This window comes from Nostoc sp. T09 (assembly GCF_002154695.1).
In the GTDB taxonomy this organism is placed as follows: Bacteria; Cyanobacteriota; Cyanobacteriia; order Cyanobacteriales; family Nostocaceae; genus Aulosira.
Genome location: NZ_MTAV01000127.1, coordinates 13854 through 29569, shown reverse-complemented (window position 1 = coordinate 29569; position 15716 = coordinate 13854). Strand labels below are relative to the sequence as shown.

Below are 15716 nucleotides of genomic sequence, written 5' to 3'. Positions count from 1 at the left end.
AAACCCCCGCTTCTTTTTTAGCTGAAGCGGGGGTGGGAAATTGACCTCAAAGTTTTCTGGTCTATATCGGTACAGTATGACTCTGCCTGTACCTCCCGCTTCTTTTGTCTAGTTGTGGTTTTGCATTCAGCCCAATAATGCTGCGATATCTAAAATCATAATTACCCTCTGTGATTTGCCCATCTTTTTGGCCACCATTACCCATAAAAAAATACTCCACTCCCAAAGATGCTAATTCCCGACTGGCTCGGCAGTTGGTAGCACACAAAGAAGTAGAGATGGAGTAAATGGATTTCACAGAAAATTTCACCTATTGAACATTCCTTTAAACATACTACACTTGTATTACTATCCTGTCCATACCTTAAAGGAGAAAAACTCATGCATACAATCGCTCGCACCCCAACCACCGATATGGAAGTTACCAGCATCCGCCTAGAGCGGGAGCTGAAAGAGAAACTCAAAGATATAGCTGGCAATCAGGGCTATCAAGCCTTAATTCGAGATATCCTCTGGAATTATGTGCAGCAAAAATCAGGTGAGTGGAAACCTCGATTTTCGCGAACTGATATTCGAGCGAGCATAGCAGCCACGGCTCAACAAGAAGAACGTTGTGTACTTACTGGTCAACTTATCCAACCACAACAACCGATGCTCTTAGGATTCACAAGAAATGGCGATATGGTTCCTCTGAGTATCGAGAGTTTGGCTGGATAGTTTTATATTCATCAAAATGCAGCCTAGTTAGTACTTAGCGAAACTGGGCTGCATTCATTATTAAATGCTCCCTAATTTATAAATAAATATTATATAAAAGTAATTAGACATATATATCGTTAAATTTCATAGAGAACAGCCGTGACAGCTAGGCTTTCTCAAAAAGATCGCTATTTCCGGCACAGGGGGTTTCACATCACTTGACAGATTCTAACCATCGGCATATTAAATAAATGATTATCGAGCATAGGAGTTAAGCAACAATACCCATATATACTTGGTTGCAACTATCAAGCAGGTATCAACATTGTTTCTGAAACTCTGCCTAAATCGGATTTTACTTTGAGCAAGACCTATAAAAGGCTAGCTCACCGAAGAATGGAATTGTGAAATAAATATGACTTTTTTCTGAATGGCTCTCAGTGTTAACACGGGGAGTACTAGCGGAGTTTTTGCCTCAATTCCAGAGAAATTACGGTTTATGTATAGTTACGGACAGGATATTCTAAGTCAAAGTTAGTAAATTAACCGAAGCCGATCGAGTTAGAAATTAATCTAGCAAAGGCGTTCTAGTATATCTTAGGTATCTTGCTACCTGTGTAAAAATTCGTTTTAATATACCAAAAACTTAGTCATCTGAAATAGAAAGGGGCTATAACAGGTGAGAGAAAGTCTTCATCAAATATTTGTAATTCATCAGGGTGCACCAAACATAGGAAGGGTGAACAACTAAGCCAAGAGGTTGGGTGCAAAAAAAATGGGGTCGTTATCCAAGAGCGTGCCAGGAATGAAAAAGCGTTTATCATCGCCGCCACAGTGCCCAGATGACGTAGATCGACTACAATCATACCCAGTCAAGCTGATGCAGCATCCGGAAGAACCAGCCCACCAGTTGTTACAACAGATTAATCAAATCATCGCTAACAGACCAGCGACGATATTGATGCTGCAAGATATGGCAAAATTGCTGGGAGTTGCCTTTGGGGTAGATTGCTGCTTAGTTACAGTGATGAGCGAGCCATCTACTGAAGCGACTATTGCAAGTTGGTGTACGGAAGAATATCTAGGGTTACCGCACTCAGACGGAATCTTCTCAATGGAACAGTTACTCATGGAACTACATGTAGTTCAATGTGCGGCTGAACCATTAAATATTGAGGACATTTCGACAATTCAAAAAAGTCTGGAAATTGGTTGTCAATCTTTGCCACTACCAATAAAAGCTGTTTTGGCAATTCCTACCCGCTTTCGGGGTAAAAATAATGGGGTTATTAGTCTAATTAAATTTCAACCCCATAGTTGGACTCAGTCAGAACAACAACTACTGAAAAGTATAGAGTCTTCTTGCGCGATCGCTGTTTCTCAAGTAGCACAATCACAGTTGATTGCAGCTCAACAACAGCATTTGCAAAAGAGCGATCAACATCAAAGCTTGATCAAGCAATTAACTATACTGAGTCGGAGCAACTTAGAGTTAAATCAAATGCTCCAGTTAGCGATCGCCTCTACTGCCGAATCGCTACAGGCAGATCGAGGTCTGTTCATTATGTTGAAATATACAGATCCGCTGTTTCGGACTCGGTCTAAAAAACAAATTCCCAATGCCAGAGCCACCATAGTCAGAGAATGGACTAGGGATATCCAAGCTTACCCTACCAGTACATCAGATACCTTAAAAGATCAGTCCTTTGTAATTTCAGAGTGTGGTTTATGCCAGCGCGTATTCGCGGAATCAGGAAAACCAGTAGTTATTAATGACTATACAGAACAAAAAGATATTTTGACGGCGACTCCACTGTTGGCAGTAGAGCAGTTCCCGGCTGTGCTGTTAATGCCATTAGAGAGTCAAGGCAAAGTATTAGGATTTTTAGTTCTACAGCAAGCGGTGGCTCGCAGTTGGCAATCAGCAGAATTAAATTTAGTGGAAATGGTCTGTGCGCAAGTAAGCAATGCGATTATTCAGTCACAGACATTGCGACAAGTACAAAATTTGGTAGATGAGCGAACAGCAAAGCTCCAAAGCAGTCTGGAACTGCAAGCAAAATTGCACGAAAGAACAAGGCAATATGTTGAGCAGTTGCGAGAACTCAATGTACTCAAAGATGAATTTTTGAGTAATATGAGCGATCGCTTACGCTACCCGCTGACAAATATGCTCATGTCAATTCGCAATTTGCGTTTACCAGGAATAGCGCCAGAGCGTCAGAATAGATATTTCGATATCTTAGAGCAAGAATGTACCAAAGAAATCAATTTGATCAATGACTTGCTGACACTCCAGAAACTAGAGTCTCAACAAGCAACTCCACAGTTTGAACCTATCGATCTAAATACACGAATTCAGGATTTAGCTGCTTCTTTTGAGCAAAAACTGGCAGAGAAAAGTTTAAGTATCACCCTAGATTTACCAGAGGATTCCTTAAAACTACAAACTGAAGTCGAAAGTTTTGACCGCATCCTGCAAGAGTTACTAACTAATGCCTGTAAATACTCAGAGCATGACACTATTGTTGATTTACAAGCCACTCACCAAGTCAATCAATTAGTCGATCAAGTTATTATTAAGGTGACAAACATAGGACGTGGTATCTCTTCTGAAGAAGCGACTTACATCTTTGACAAGTTCCGTCGTGGTAAAGGACGCTGGACTCCTGGGACTGGTTTGGGTTTAGCTCTAGCCAAGTCTCTTGTACAACATTTAAATGGGACAATTGCTGTTGAGAGTATGCAAATTTCAGATTCCGATCTGAGCAAAATTTGTTTTACCCTCACGTTGCCCCAGTTTTCTAACGAAAGCAAACTATATTCTGAAAGTGACTGAACAAACTAACACTTCAGCGGACATTGATTTCAACGCCGCTAGTGACGAAACCAACCTAGAAGCAGATTTGGCCATTAATACAGGTGCCGAGCCATCTGTGGAAATCCAAATTGAGAAAATAGCAGAGCGACAACGGGAAATCACCGCTAAAATCCGTATACCTCAACCAGTAGAACAAATCTGGAAAGTACTAACAGATTATGAAGCCTTAGTTGACTTCATTCCCAACCTTGCTAAAAGTCAACTCTTGGAGCATCCTAACGGTGGTATTCGCCTAGAGCAAGTAGGTTCTCAACGCCTACTCAACTTTAACTTTTATGCACGTGTAGTGCTTGATTTGGAAGAATATTTCCCCAAAGAAATTAATTTCCGTATGGTAGAAGGAGACTTCAAGGGTTTTGCTGGTAGCTGGTGCTTAGAGCCTTGTGCTTTTGGTGAGGTTATAGGCACAAATCTCTGCTATACAATCAAAGTTTGGCCTAAACTCACTATGCCAGTGACAATTATTGAAAATCGCCTCAGTAGAGATCTGCGGTTAAATCTTTTAGCTGTTTATCAGCGTGTAGAACAGTTAGCTAATCAATAAGTTTGACTATACTAAACCCTTCCTGGATTCACATCAATCTTCAGGATGGGTTTATATTTGAAGCATATTAAAGACAAATTACAACCTTTTATAGTTGAATTTCATTTTCAATACCCCCAGGGGAATTCGAATCCCCGTTACCTCCGTGAAAGGGAGGTGTCCTAGGCCTCTAGACGATGGGGGCGTTTGGACTCAGACCTTTTATAAATTAACGAATTTTCCAGCCGATGTCAACAGTTTCTGCCAAAAAATTTTTTTAGCTAAATTCGGATGCGATTAACCTCTGTGTGATCTAGTTTTACAAGGAATATCCGCTGATAGCATTTCCTATGAAAGACTGATCTCACCAGTGCCTTAGCGAGGTAGGAGCATCCGTAAACCTCTTTTGGGGGGGGTTCCCTCGATTGAAGCAACTGCCCTCGCGTCTACCAACTTGTAAACGACCTCCAGGCAGCTTCCCGTTAGTGTAGTGTCTTCGTTAGAAGAAGGGTAGGATAGCAGCTGGCGTAGCAGGAAGCAAATGAGTTTTTGCTCCCGATGCTACTGGTATTGCCGAACAATGCAATCTACAAAAACTCACTGTGAAATTTGGGTTATACATAAGAGATTGCCATAGCAAATTTATCAAGTTTTTTGATGAGAGTTGTGCGTAATTGCAAAGCCAAATGTACTCATAGTTAGCCTTTTTAGCTTGATATCAACCATTTAAAAAATCCTACTTTTGCCAACCCAATGGAAATAGAGTATTATAAAAAACTAAGTATGAAAAAAAGTTTGATTTTAACAAGGAAAAAGGGTGTGATGTTGTACCCTTTAGAGGTAGTATTTACTCTTCTTTACAAAAGATTTTGATATTTATCGCTCAAAATCTACAACATGGAAGCATCTTTTGAAATCACCTTAGAGATGGTGACTGCTGTCGTTGCAGGTATTAGCGCCCAAGTGCTCGCTGCTTATCTTCGGGTACCTAGCATTGTTTTGTTGCTGCTTTTGGGGATCTTGTTGGGGTCTGATGGTATTGGTCTATTGCATCCCCATTCTCTAGGCACAGGTTTAGAAGTGATTGTCGCCCTAGCAACGGCAATAATTTTGTTTGAAGGTGGACTTAACCTGGATTTGCGAGAGTTGGGTAGAGTTTCAGTTAGCTTACAATTACTCGTCACCTTGGGAACGCTAATCACACTGCTGGGTGGTAGTATGGCTGCGCACTGGTTGGGTGAATTTCCTTGGAATATAGCCTTTCTCTACGCTTCAATCATCGTGGTTACAGGCCCAACTGTGATCAATCCACTACTGAAACAAATCAATGTCGATCGCCAAGTGGCAACGCTGTTAGAAGGAGAAGGGGTTTTAATTGACCCAGTTGGAGCTATTTTGGCTTTCGTTGTTCTCGATACGATTTTAAACGGCGATGCAGACCCGCTAAATGCCATCATCGGGTTACTCATGCGTTTTGCTATTGGTGGGGCAATTGGGGCTGCTGGCGGTTACTTGATGAGCTTGATTTTCAAACGCGCTAATTTCTTGTCTTTTGAACTGAAAAACTTGGTGGTGCTGGCGATACTTTGGGGGCTGTTTACATTAGCGCAGACTATCCGCAGTGAATCGGGAGTGATGACTACGGTTATTGCAGGCGCAGTATTTGCCAACTCATCAGTACCTGAAGAACGACTTTTGCGACACTTCAAAGGTCAACTGACAATTCTCAGTGTTTCTGTGTTGTTTATTTTGTTAGCAGCCGACCTATCTATTGCTAGTGTGTTTGCCTTGGGTTGGGGCAGTTTATTCACAGTTTTGGTACTGATGTTTGTCGTCAGACCAATTAACATCCTGTTGTGTACCTGGAATAGTGACCTCAATTGGCGACAGAAATTGTTTTTAAGCTGGGTTGCACCTAGAGGAATTGTTGCTGCCTCTGTTGCGTCTTTATTTGCGATTTCCTTGACACAGCGGGGTATCAACGGGGGTGATGCCATTAAAGCCTTGGTTTTCCTAACAATTATTATGACGGTTGTTTGCCAAGGATTAACAGCTGGACAGATTGCTAAGTGGCTGCAAATTACCTCGAAAGAGGCAACTGGGGCAGTGATTGTTGGTTGCAATCCTTTGAGTCTGTTGATTGCCCGATTCTTTCAAGAACGGGGTGAAAAAGTAGTGATGATTGATACAGACCCGGATTGTTTTGCTCAAGCCGAAGCCCAAAATCTGCGGGTGATTGCTAGCAGCGCCTTGGATACTGCTGTTTTAGAAGAGGCAGAACTGGCCTCTATGGGCACTTTTTTGGCTATGACTAGTAATGGTGAGGTAAATTTTGTCTTGGCGCAACGGGCTGCTGAGGAATTTAATCCACCGCGTGTATTAGCGGTTTTTCCTCGTGACCCGCAAGCAAATACTTCTGCAACTAGTAAAGTTAACCAAGCTTTTGTTTCTGACTTGGCAATTAAAACTTGGAATGAGTACTTGAATGATGGGAGAGTGAAGTTAGGAACAACGACACTCAATGAGTTGGAATTTGCTACTCAGCAGGATCACATCCAGGAAAAGATTCGGACTGGAGTATTGATACCGTTATTGGTAGAACGAGAACAACGCTTACAGGTAATGCCAGTCAATCAGGAATGGGAAGTTGGCGATCGCATTATCTATCTTTTACACGACCCCAGACCAAATCTTTTAAAACGCTTATCTGGTGGTAGTCAGTCTACTCCTTTAGCTTTGGAAAAGTTACCTGAGGTGGAAGAAGTTCCGCTTGCAAAACTGGCTCAACTTTCCACTAGTGAAGCTTCTGGTAGTTGAGTATAGTCGCTGGATGAAACTTTTTCTGCATACATTTCCCGCTCTTGCCACAGTAAAGCAGATAAATGCACTACAGCCAGAAATAGAGCGACAGGCGAAATAATATAACTGTTTAAGGCGTAAAGGTGTTGAACAGTGATGGTACTAATTGCTCCTCCTCCAGTTAGGATGTCTCGCAATTCTCCACCAATGAAAGGAATTGCTTCTATTGTTCCTAGCTCAATACTAAAACGCCAGTATCCTTCTTGAGTCCAGTCTAGGAGCATTGCTGTCCAATCGAGAGCGATCGCACTCAAGGTAAATAAAATTCCACTAATCCACGCAGTTAGCCAACTCTGGCGAAATTGTCTACCTAAAAACATCACCACAATTTGAATTAGGGCGATCGCAATTACAGCATTACCAGCAATATCATGGGTTTTATGGAATAACCAGCCGTATGGTACTTGTGTATCAATCATCTGCAACGACTTATAAGCACCACCTGCTGTTGGTTCGTAATAAAAAGACAGTAAAACTCCAGTAGTGAGGTCAATCAGGCACAAGGTGAGAATCACGACTGATAATATTGTCGCTAGTCGCCGCAAAATCCTATCGAACTGCGTACTTTGCATAGCTGACACCTCTTTACGTTGGGTAAATGTGTATTATTATTACAATTTTAGCTAAGAAATATTAAGATACTTTTACCTTTGGATATATTTAAGCCAAATATTGTGCCCAAGTTTGGAGTGTTTCTGGTGAGCCGTACCAAATACCAGGGTTTCTGGGTGAATGTCTAACGCCTTCAATGACAATATTTTTAGCACCATCAAGATGAGCAGCTGCAATGGGCGTGATCCCATCTCCCCAAGTGTTGCCTTGACCACAGGTTAATTGGTAGCTACTGTAAGCTAACCAGCTACCAGGTCGCCTTTGCCCAAAGATAGTTTTGCCAGCTACACAAACGTAACGAACATTCTTGTAAAAAGCTCCAGGGTAGTTATTGCTGACAAAATCTAAATTCCAGCGTGTCCAGCGTTCTTGGCTAACATGAGGTGTACCCAAGGTGATCAAAGTAGCAACCAAAGGGTGAGCTTGCCAAAGAGTAGATTTGCCCTTAACGCCTCCGAAATAAGGCTTTTCTCCTAAATAGATCCGAGATATCCAACCACCTGCCGAATGACCAATCAAGTTAATTTGAGAAGTGTTGTACTGCTGTAATATCTGCTTTACCGTGCGATCAAGTTGCCACAAAATTGGTGTGACAGGTCTACCACCCAGCAAGGCTATCCAGTCCCGGCGGCGCAAGGGTACTGTAACTGTCGGAAAACCCAATTGCTGTAGAGATTGTTCTAGTTGGCGGTAGGCGATTGCGCTTTCTAAATAGCCAGGTAAAATAACTGTGGGTAAAGGCATGTGGAATTATTAAAGCAGTTATCAAAGCTCAACAGAAGTTTCAGTTGGAACTGTGCAAGTCAGAAAAACCGGAGATGATAATTTATCACTTGCTAAGTCGGCAAATGCAACTTTGAAGTACAATATTACTTTATTACAAAAATTAAACCTTAAAAAAATGGCAAACTGGCCGTTTTGTGTCCAGTATAGGAAGCTATTATTTTTAGAAGGATGCATCTATTAATATAGAGCCGGAAAAATAATTTAGAGCTTGAAAAATAATTTATTGATACTCAACTAGTCAACTGCAACCGAGCCGAGTGAACGATAACAGCTATGTCTTACGTCTCCCTGCTAAAAAATCTACCAGAAATCTTAACCCAGCCAACTGGGATAGCAGCTATAGCCTCTCTTGGCATCCACGGTGCTATTGCGTTGATTGTGCCATTAGTACCTGTAGACTCCAATAAAGCCAAGGAATCAGCATCATCAAAAACAGTTGGAGTTATGGAATTGAGCCAAGCTGACCAAAATCGGCTGCCACAAATTCCAGGCTCATCTGCACCAATTAATCCACAATCCTCAGTTCTGCTACAACAATCCCAAATTCCGCAACTGGATATAGGTGCCCAATCGAGTTTACCTGCTTTGCCACCGCCACCTGCGCCTAGTCCCAGTCAGCTGGTATTGCCACCCATCCCCTCATCACCAAACAATTACCGCATTTCCTCGCTGCCCAAACAGCAGTCGTTACGGAGATACTCCAAGGGAGATTTCCGATTTGACACTTCTAGTTTTAATAGCAACAGCAAATTCTCTACGCCACCAGCTCCGCGTTTTAATAACAGAGAAATAGCATTAGGAGAAGCCAAGCCTCTACCAATCAGCAAATTGCCAGTATTGCCAGAGGCGAAACTACCAGATGGTCTGCCAACCTCTCCAGCGCCTCTTCCTGTGGACGCGACCCCAGCTCTACCAGGCGATGTTAGTACTACTGTACAAACTACTCAACCTGGCAATAATGCATCTACTGTTTCTCAAAACGACCAGCTAATAGCTCGGATCGGAAATACTCCGCAAGCTGGGGATAATTTAAGCATAGCCACAGAAGGTATACCACAAGGAAAGCTGGGATCTACGCCGAATATATCTAATGATTTGCCTGCGCGAGGAACAGAAAAGGCGATCGCCCAGATCAACTCTTACGAAGCGCTGAGAAAAACAGTTCAGCAACAATACCCAAATGCTGTCGAAAAAAGCGTTATCCGTGACAGTATTACTACAGATAAACCTGATATGGAAGGTTTAGTATTGGGGAGATTAGTAGTAGACCCTGATGGCAAGGTCTTAGATATCAAGTTTGAAGGACAGTCAGTCTCGCCTGCTTTGCAAGTAAAAGCAAGAGAGTATTTCAGTACACATCCTCCAAAGGGAGATAAGCAGATTGCTCATCATCCATTTAGTCTGGATTTCAAAAATAACAGCAACAACGCGGCTGGGGATACTCAAAAGCTTGCACCCGCATCGGCGGCTACTCTCAAACCATTATTAAATCCGACAGTCAATAACAGTCAGCCTCTACCCACATCCGGGGCTACTCTCAAGCCGTTATTAAATCCGACAGTCAATAGCAACCAGCCTACACCACCATCGGCGACAACTCTCAAACCATTATCCAATTCATTAATCAATAGAATCCAGCCTGTACCTGCACCAGCGACGACAGCTAAACCATTACCCAATTCATTAATCAATAAACTTCAGCCTGTATCCACACCAGCAACTTCTCTCAAGCCATTAGCTGCACCTGTGTCCACACCAGCAACTTCTATCAAGCCATTAGCTGCGCCGGATACCAACACAAGCCAGCCAACTCCCACTGTGGAATCTGGCAAAAAACTCATACGGCAGTTGCGTGAACTGAAGCAAGAACGGCAAACTTCTAACCCAGACAAATAAACACAGTCTGGAATTTGCAATTGAGAAATTGAGACAAGAGTAACAGTAAATAAGGATGAATCATCCCAGCGATCGTTCATCCTTGTTTCTCATATGCAAATCTCAGCTGTTTGGAAAATTTGCTGACGAATAAAAAACCCTCTAGTAATCTAAAGGGTTTGAGTATTTTCCATGTAGATATTTGAGATTAACGTGGGATAGTTATTAAAATAGCCTACTGAAAAAGACTGTTAATTAAAAATCTCAAATGCTATGAATCAGTTTACCAGCCTGTTTCCGCTTTCTGGAAAACGTAAGCTGCTACCTCTAAAATTTCCTCACTGCTTAACTTGTTTTTGAAGGCGGGCATAGCATTTTTACCGTTCTGTACCTGGTGGATAATTGCTTTAATAGAGTCTTGATTATAATTTTCCAAATAATTTGATAATGCCTCTTTTTTCAAAGTTTTATGGCTAATTAGAATGTTACCGCCACCTATATGGCAAGAAGAACAATTAGCATCAAATATTTTGGCTCCATCGGATGTTTCAGCAGCTAATGCTGGAAGAGTGAATGTGAATCTAAATAGGGCGATCGCCAACAGTAGGATAAATAAAATTATTCTCAAGAGCTTCTCCTCGCAACAACCATTCGGCAACTGCAAAACCTTCTCCAGTAAGTTTTCTATAGCTGCTAGAAGCCTTAGAAATTACCAAATACTATGTGTACTCTACCCTATGAAGCGCTAATTTCTGTAACGTATAAACTCTATTGACCGGATAAGCATTTAACTTATATTTTGTTTAGCATTAAAAAGTTTCAATCTATTTTCAAATCAGCAGAGGGTAGGAGACAAAAGGGTAAAGATTTTCATATCCTCGTTGTGGGCGCGAGCCTCGTCACGGAGGAGCTAGGTTAACGCCCGTGGCGGTCTATCTTGAATTGTAGTGTCTGAAGAGGAACCTTACTATAAGTTGCATAATCCTTAGCCTCAAAAAGACGCGGAGACCGGGAGACGGGATGCAATTTGAATGATTATTAGCTTATTTACTCAGACTAGAAGCTTCCCTATCTTTCCTTTGATTAAAATTAGCGGTGACGAGCTCACTTCCTCGATTACCGAACCTGTGCAATAGTCAGCATTCTAGGCAGGGATAGGACTCGACACCGCTTATTATCCATCACTGTAGGATTATGGTGGTTTGCTCTGTGCTAATTTTACTCAGGAGCAAGGAAAATCATTTAGTGTCTAGCTTATTCGACAACGATTTTGCCAACCATACCAGCGCCACGGTGGGGTTCGCAGTAGAAGGTGTATTCACCAGCAGGTGCGTCTGTGGGGAATGTGGTTGTTTGTTTTTGTCCAGGACTCATCAACAATTGCTTGTGAGACAGAGATTTAGCTAAATCAGCGCTCTTAGCGGGGTTAAGGGCAGCATCAAACACAACATTATGGGGAGGAACTTTGTTGTTCACCCATTCAATTGTATCGCCTGGTTTAATCGTTACTTTTTTGGGTTCAAATGCTAGTAGTCCTTTATCACTACCTAGTTTTACTTGGTATGTTTCAGCTGATGCGCTGGGAGTAAAAACAGCGAAGCTGCTAACAACTAAAAGAATTGTCAAGACAGCTAGGCTGAAGCGCCGCAAGCTTGCCGCAATTAATTTCATGGCGTTCTCCTAACAAATGGTTTTTATTTTCCCTTTCTTATTTTAAATAAAATCAACACTAAATATGACAAACCGTCGTAGATGAATTTTTTTTTAAATAATAAAGCAGATTAAATAGTAAAAATTTGTGCAATCAGGAATAAATACTAGAGTGCTATATAACAAAATATGTCTAGTTTAAAGACACCCAAGGTAAGCATAAGGTAAATCCTAAAAGCAAGAATTTTACTTTTTCTTTAGGAAAGCTTCCTGGCTTTTCAAAAATTTTCCGTACCCCAACCAGGGGCCTTGTGTGCTGCTGTGAGAATGAAAGCCGCTAAACTTTCCACTTGCTGTTGCGAGAGAAACTTAGGGGTCAACTGACGACACCAATAAGTTTCTTGACTACCATCATAGGTCATTGGCTGGCGCATAAAGGCAACAAGAGCGTTAATGCGATCGCGGGGCGGATTAGCACCCTTAAGTGTTTCAACAGACAAAGATACTTGGGGATTGGGCAAAGTTGCACCACCAACATGACAATTAATGCAGTTGTTTTCAAACAGTTGTTTACCAGCAGACAACTCTAATGGTGAAAATAGACGAGTATTGCCTTGTCCATCTACATCTAGGGCAATTGGCTCAGTGACATGTAAATACCGTCCTATATAAGGATCGATATTGGCAGCTTGGGCGGGTAAAGTACTGCTGTTATAGTCCACCAAGACAATAACTAGAACTAGGAAGAGATAACGAGCACATAATCGATACAGCATTAGCAGCTAGTTGAGATATAGTGAGGTGCGTCAAAATGTACTGAGTTCCGAGTTCTGAGTTCTGAGTCTTATAGGAAGTGGGGATTTGAGAGTGGGTCTTCCAAAATCCCCTGTCCCTTTGCTCAGTACCCAGATCTCAGTACTCAGTACTAATTACTAACTTTAGTAATAAATTTTGCCACCTCCCCACTTCTGGCCAACGACTTTTGGTTGCAGAAGAATATGACCAGCGATCGCTTTCAAGTCTTCGTCTGTGAGATTTCTCATTTCAGTGAAAATATCTGCACTCTTGGTGCTGGGGTGTAATTCAGAAATCTCTTCTTCACCGTCATAAGTAGTAGGATTCTTCATATAGTCCACCAAGCCTTCAATATTGTTACGGTTTGGTGTTGCCAGTGCTAGTGCTTCTGGCTCAAGTCCCACGTTTTGGTTAGTCTTGGTGACGCCCCCTACATGACATTGAGCGCAAGCGTATTGAAATAAGCGTTTACCTTCTTTGACTTCTTTCAAGCTGAGTACAGTGGTATCACCCTTATCATTTAATGTTACGGTTCGGGTGGCTGCATCCAGTTCTACAGCTGTCGCGCTACCGACAATCAACTGAAACGTTAGCAAAACAGTAGCTACAACAACGCCAATTAATCTTCTAAACATGTTTCCCCTTAAAGATTTTGACACTCAACACAGCTAGTTAGCGTTACTCAATCTCCATGTTGCTAATTTTTCTTTGCCATGAGCTATCAACCAAAGCCCCAAATAGCCCTTCTGGTGGCTTCGGTAGTACCCATCAAGTCGCTAGTACCTTTTGGGTGTTTCTCAGACAATAATTGCGAAATAATTGCCTTTGCAGCCTCCAACGCCAAATGGGTCTTTTGGTGTTTATCGGCAATTAAGAGGTGGTTGTACAGAGAAAACCCTTTAGCCACAGGAATACTGTAGTCTGTTGCTATCTCTGCGATCGATAGGTCTGCAACACCCATAATGTTTTGTTAACTGATATATAGAGATTGAGTCGCTGTAATACCAATATCATGTTAAGAGTGCAATTTGTCGCCCAAAATACGGTTCTAGTTCCAGTGGGGATCGTGGACGAGGGATTAAGAGGACAAGGAGGACAAGGGAGACAAGGGGGATAAGGGAGTGTGGGGAGTGTGGGAGAGGGTGGGGAGAAATGGGACAAGGAGGACAAGGGGATGAGGGAGATTAGGGTAAGCAGGGGGAGAAATGACAAAGGACAAAGGACAAATGACAAATGACTAATGACAGATGACAATTACCCTTTTCCACCAGTAAATGTGACGCTTTGAATAAAGTAGCGGTTGAAAAAGGCGTATATTCCTAAAGCTGGTAAGGTGAACACCATAGAAGCAGCCATGATGTAGTTCCAATAGCTGATGTATTGACCTTTGAAGGTGTTTAGTCCTAAAGGGAGAGTAAACATTTCTGGGTCAAATAAAATTACCACAGGTAGCAAGAAATTATTCCAGCTACCCATGAATACAAAAACTGCTTGTGCTGCTAAGGCTGGTTTTGCTAAAGGTAAGACAATATGCCGAAAAATCCCCAAGGTATTTAAGCCATCTAGTTGCGCGGCTTCTTCTAATTCCCTGGGAAAATTAACGAAAAACTGCCGCATCATAAAAATGAAAGTGGCATTGACCATACTAGGTACAATCATGCCCTGGTAAGAATTCAACCAACCGATCGCTTTTAAAATCAAAAAGGTAGGAATCAGGGTAATCTGGGCTGGAACTGCTAAAACTGCCAGAATCAGCAAGAACCAAAAGCGTTTCCCGGCAAAGCGGAGTCTGGCTAAGGCGTAACCTGCCATTGAGTTAAGTAGCAAGTTTAAAATTGTAACGCTAACGGCAATTAGCACACTGTTAAATAGCCAGCGCCAAAACAAGGGTTCCTGTAAGAATATTTGCTTGTAGTTGTCCAGAGTGAAATTTTTTGGGAGGAAATTAGGCGCACCCCCGACTATTTCTGATAAGGGCTTGAATGATGCAGAGAGTGCCCACAAAAAAGGAATTAGAGTGATTACACCATAAATCGTGAGTAAGACATATAGCAGTACTCTGAGCCAGGAAAAGCGAGAGATGTTAGTCAAGGTCTTTCACCTCCAAAGAGTCGCTGCTGAATCAAAGCGATCGCAATAATAATCGCTGCTAATAAAAAAGCGATTGCAGCTGCATAACCCATCTGTAAATTCCGAAATACAGCTTGGTAAATTAGTAGTACCACGGTTAGGGTGGCATTGTTTGGCCCGCCAGTCCCACCAGAAAAAATATAAGACTGATCAAATAGTTGAAACGTGCCAATCACTCCCATAGCTATGACAAAGAAGGTGACAGGCTTGAGTATGGGGATAGTAACATGAATAAACTTTTGCCACCCATTCGCCCCATCAAGTTCTGCGGCTTCGTAAAGTGACTGGGGGATATCCTGCAACGCCGCTAGGTAAATCACCATATAAAACGGTGCTGTTGACCAAATATTCATGATTATGATGCCTTTGAGAGCAACAGCTGGATCTCCTAACCAGTTATATGTAGGTAGCCCTAGAGAAGCGAGAAAATCATTAAGTAGCCCATCGGTATTGTAAATCCACATGAAAATCAGCGTCAGCACAGCAGAAGAAGTGACTGTTGGCAAAAAATAAAGGATGCGCCACCAGTTTTTGCCACGAATGCCAGAATTCAGTGTGACTGCTAAGACTAAGGCGAGGATAGTTTGAGTTGGAACTACAATTGCTACATATTCTGCTGTATTTCTCAAAGCAATCCAAACTCGTTCATCATCAAGCAAGCGCGTGAAATTGCGAAAGCCGATGAACTGGTAGTTAATCCCGCCCAGAAGTTGGACTTTGTGGAGGGAAAGGAAGACAGCATAAAGAATTGGCAAGACCACAAAAATCCCTAAAACCACGATAGTGGGCATCATAAATAGATATCCAGCCAGGTTTTCTGTGATGTTCCACCTGGGTTTTCTGTGCCGCCTGCTAATTTCAAACACAAGTAAACCTCCGCTTAATCGCGCATCAACCCAGCTGTAG

At 42.1% G+C, this 15716-nt stretch carries 15 protein-coding genes and 1 tRNA gene; 5 read left to right on the top strand and 11 right to left on the bottom strand.

From position 1 onward, the window contains the following. Positions 1 to 61: 61 nt before the first annotated feature. Positions 62 to 310 (bottom strand): hypothetical protein, encoded by a 249-nt coding sequence (locus tag BV372_RS24240; RefSeq protein WP_086689049.1) that lies wholly within the window; start codon positions 308 to 310, stop codon positions 62 to 64. Between the two features lie 71 nt (positions 311 to 381). Between BV372_RS24240 and BV372_RS24235 the strand changes: the two genes are divergently transcribed. The 3 genes from BV372_RS24235 (at position 382) to BV372_RS24225 (ending at position 4124) form a co-directional block, all read left to right on the top strand. Beyond that, positions 382 to 717 (top strand): hypothetical protein, encoded by a 336-nt coding sequence (locus BV372_RS24235; RefSeq protein WP_086689048.1) that lies wholly within the window; start codon positions 382 to 384, stop codon positions 715 to 717. Between the two features lie 787 nt (positions 718 to 1504). Beyond that, a complete protein-coding gene (locus BV372_RS24230) occupies positions 1505 to 3538 on the top strand; it encodes a GAF domain-containing protein (RefSeq protein ID WP_086689047.1) in 2034 nt (677 codons plus the stop codon). After that, positions 3531 to 4124: an SRPBCC family protein gene (locus tag BV372_RS24225; RefSeq protein ID WP_086689046.1), complete on the top strand. Its 594-nt coding sequence runs from the start codon at positions 3531 to 3533 to the stop codon at positions 4122 to 4124. Before BV372_RS24230 ends, BV372_RS24225 begins: the two co-directional genes overlap by 8 nt. A 111-nt stretch (positions 4125 to 4235) precedes the next feature. Here the strand turns inward: BV372_RS24225 and BV372_RS24220 are convergent. After that, positions 4236 to 4308: transfer RNA gene (locus BV372_RS24220), tRNA-Glu, on the bottom strand. Positions 4309 to 5000: 692 nt separating this feature from the next. Here BV372_RS24220 and BV372_RS24215 point away from each other — a divergent pair. Then, entirely contained in the window at positions 5001 to 6920 is a 1920-nt protein-coding gene (locus BV372_RS24215; protein ID WP_086689045.1) for a sodium:proton antiporter, read from the top strand. On the opposite strand, the gene BV372_RS24210 is transcribed toward BV372_RS24215, so the two are convergent. Further along, on the bottom strand, positions 6887 to 7534 hold the full coding sequence (locus BV372_RS24210) for a cytochrome b N-terminal domain-containing protein (protein WP_086689044.1): 648 nt from the start codon (positions 7532 to 7534) through the stop codon (positions 6887 to 6889). The genes BV372_RS24215 and BV372_RS24210 overlap by 34 nt on opposite strands. A gap of 88 nt (positions 7535 to 7622) precedes the next feature. Continuing rightward, a complete protein-coding gene (locus tag BV372_RS24205) occupies positions 7623 to 8318 on the bottom strand; it encodes a triacylglycerol lipase (RefSeq protein WP_086689043.1) in 696 nt (231 codons plus the stop codon). Between the two features lie 315 nt (positions 8319 to 8633). On the opposite strand from BV372_RS24205, the gene BV372_RS24200 reads away from it, so the two are divergent. Then, positions 8634 to 10256 (top strand): hypothetical protein, encoded by a 1623-nt coding sequence (locus BV372_RS24200; protein WP_086689042.1) that lies wholly within the window; start codon positions 8634 to 8636, stop codon positions 10254 to 10256. A 262-nt stretch (positions 10257 to 10518) separates the two neighbouring features. On the opposite strand, the gene petJ is transcribed toward BV372_RS24200, so the two are convergent. The 7 genes from petJ to BV372_RS24165 form a co-directional block, all read right to left on the bottom strand. Then, positions 10519 to 10863 carry a cytochrome c6 PetJ gene (petJ, locus tag BV372_RS24195; RefSeq protein WP_086689085.1) on the bottom strand — a complete coding sequence of 115 codons (345 nt, stop codon included), beginning with the start codon at positions 10861 to 10863 and terminating at the stop codon, positions 10519 to 10521. A 626-nt stretch (positions 10864 to 11489) separates the two neighbouring features. Next, positions 11490 to 11906 (bottom strand): plastocyanin, encoded by a 417-nt coding sequence (gene petE / locus BV372_RS24190; protein WP_086689041.1) that lies wholly within the window; start codon positions 11904 to 11906, stop codon positions 11490 to 11492. Between the two features lie 257 nt (positions 11907 to 12163). Further along, on the bottom strand, positions 12164 to 12661 hold the full coding sequence (gene psbV2 / locus BV372_RS24185; RefSeq protein WP_086689040.1) for a photosystem II cytochrome PsbV2: 498 nt from the start codon (positions 12659 to 12661) through the stop codon (positions 12164 to 12166). Positions 12662 to 12823: 162 nt separating this feature from the next. Then, entirely contained in the window at positions 12824 to 13315 is a 492-nt protein-coding gene (psbV, locus tag BV372_RS24180; protein WP_086689039.1) for a photosystem II cytochrome c-550, read from the bottom strand. An 86-nt stretch (positions 13316 to 13401) separates the two neighbouring features. After that, entirely contained in the window at positions 13402 to 13641 is a 240-nt protein-coding gene (locus BV372_RS24175) for a hypothetical protein (RefSeq protein ID WP_086689038.1), read from the bottom strand. Positions 13642 to 13934: 293 nt separating this feature from the next. Continuing rightward, entirely contained in the window at positions 13935 to 14771 is an 837-nt protein-coding gene (locus BV372_RS24170; protein WP_086689037.1) for a carbohydrate ABC transporter permease, read from the bottom strand. After that, a complete protein-coding gene (locus BV372_RS24165) occupies positions 14768 to 15676 on the bottom strand; it encodes a carbohydrate ABC transporter permease (protein WP_086689036.1) in 909 nt (302 codons plus the stop codon). The genes BV372_RS24170 and BV372_RS24165 overlap by 4 nt, the downstream gene beginning before the upstream one ends. Between the last annotated feature and the right edge of the window lie 40 nt (positions 15677 to 15716).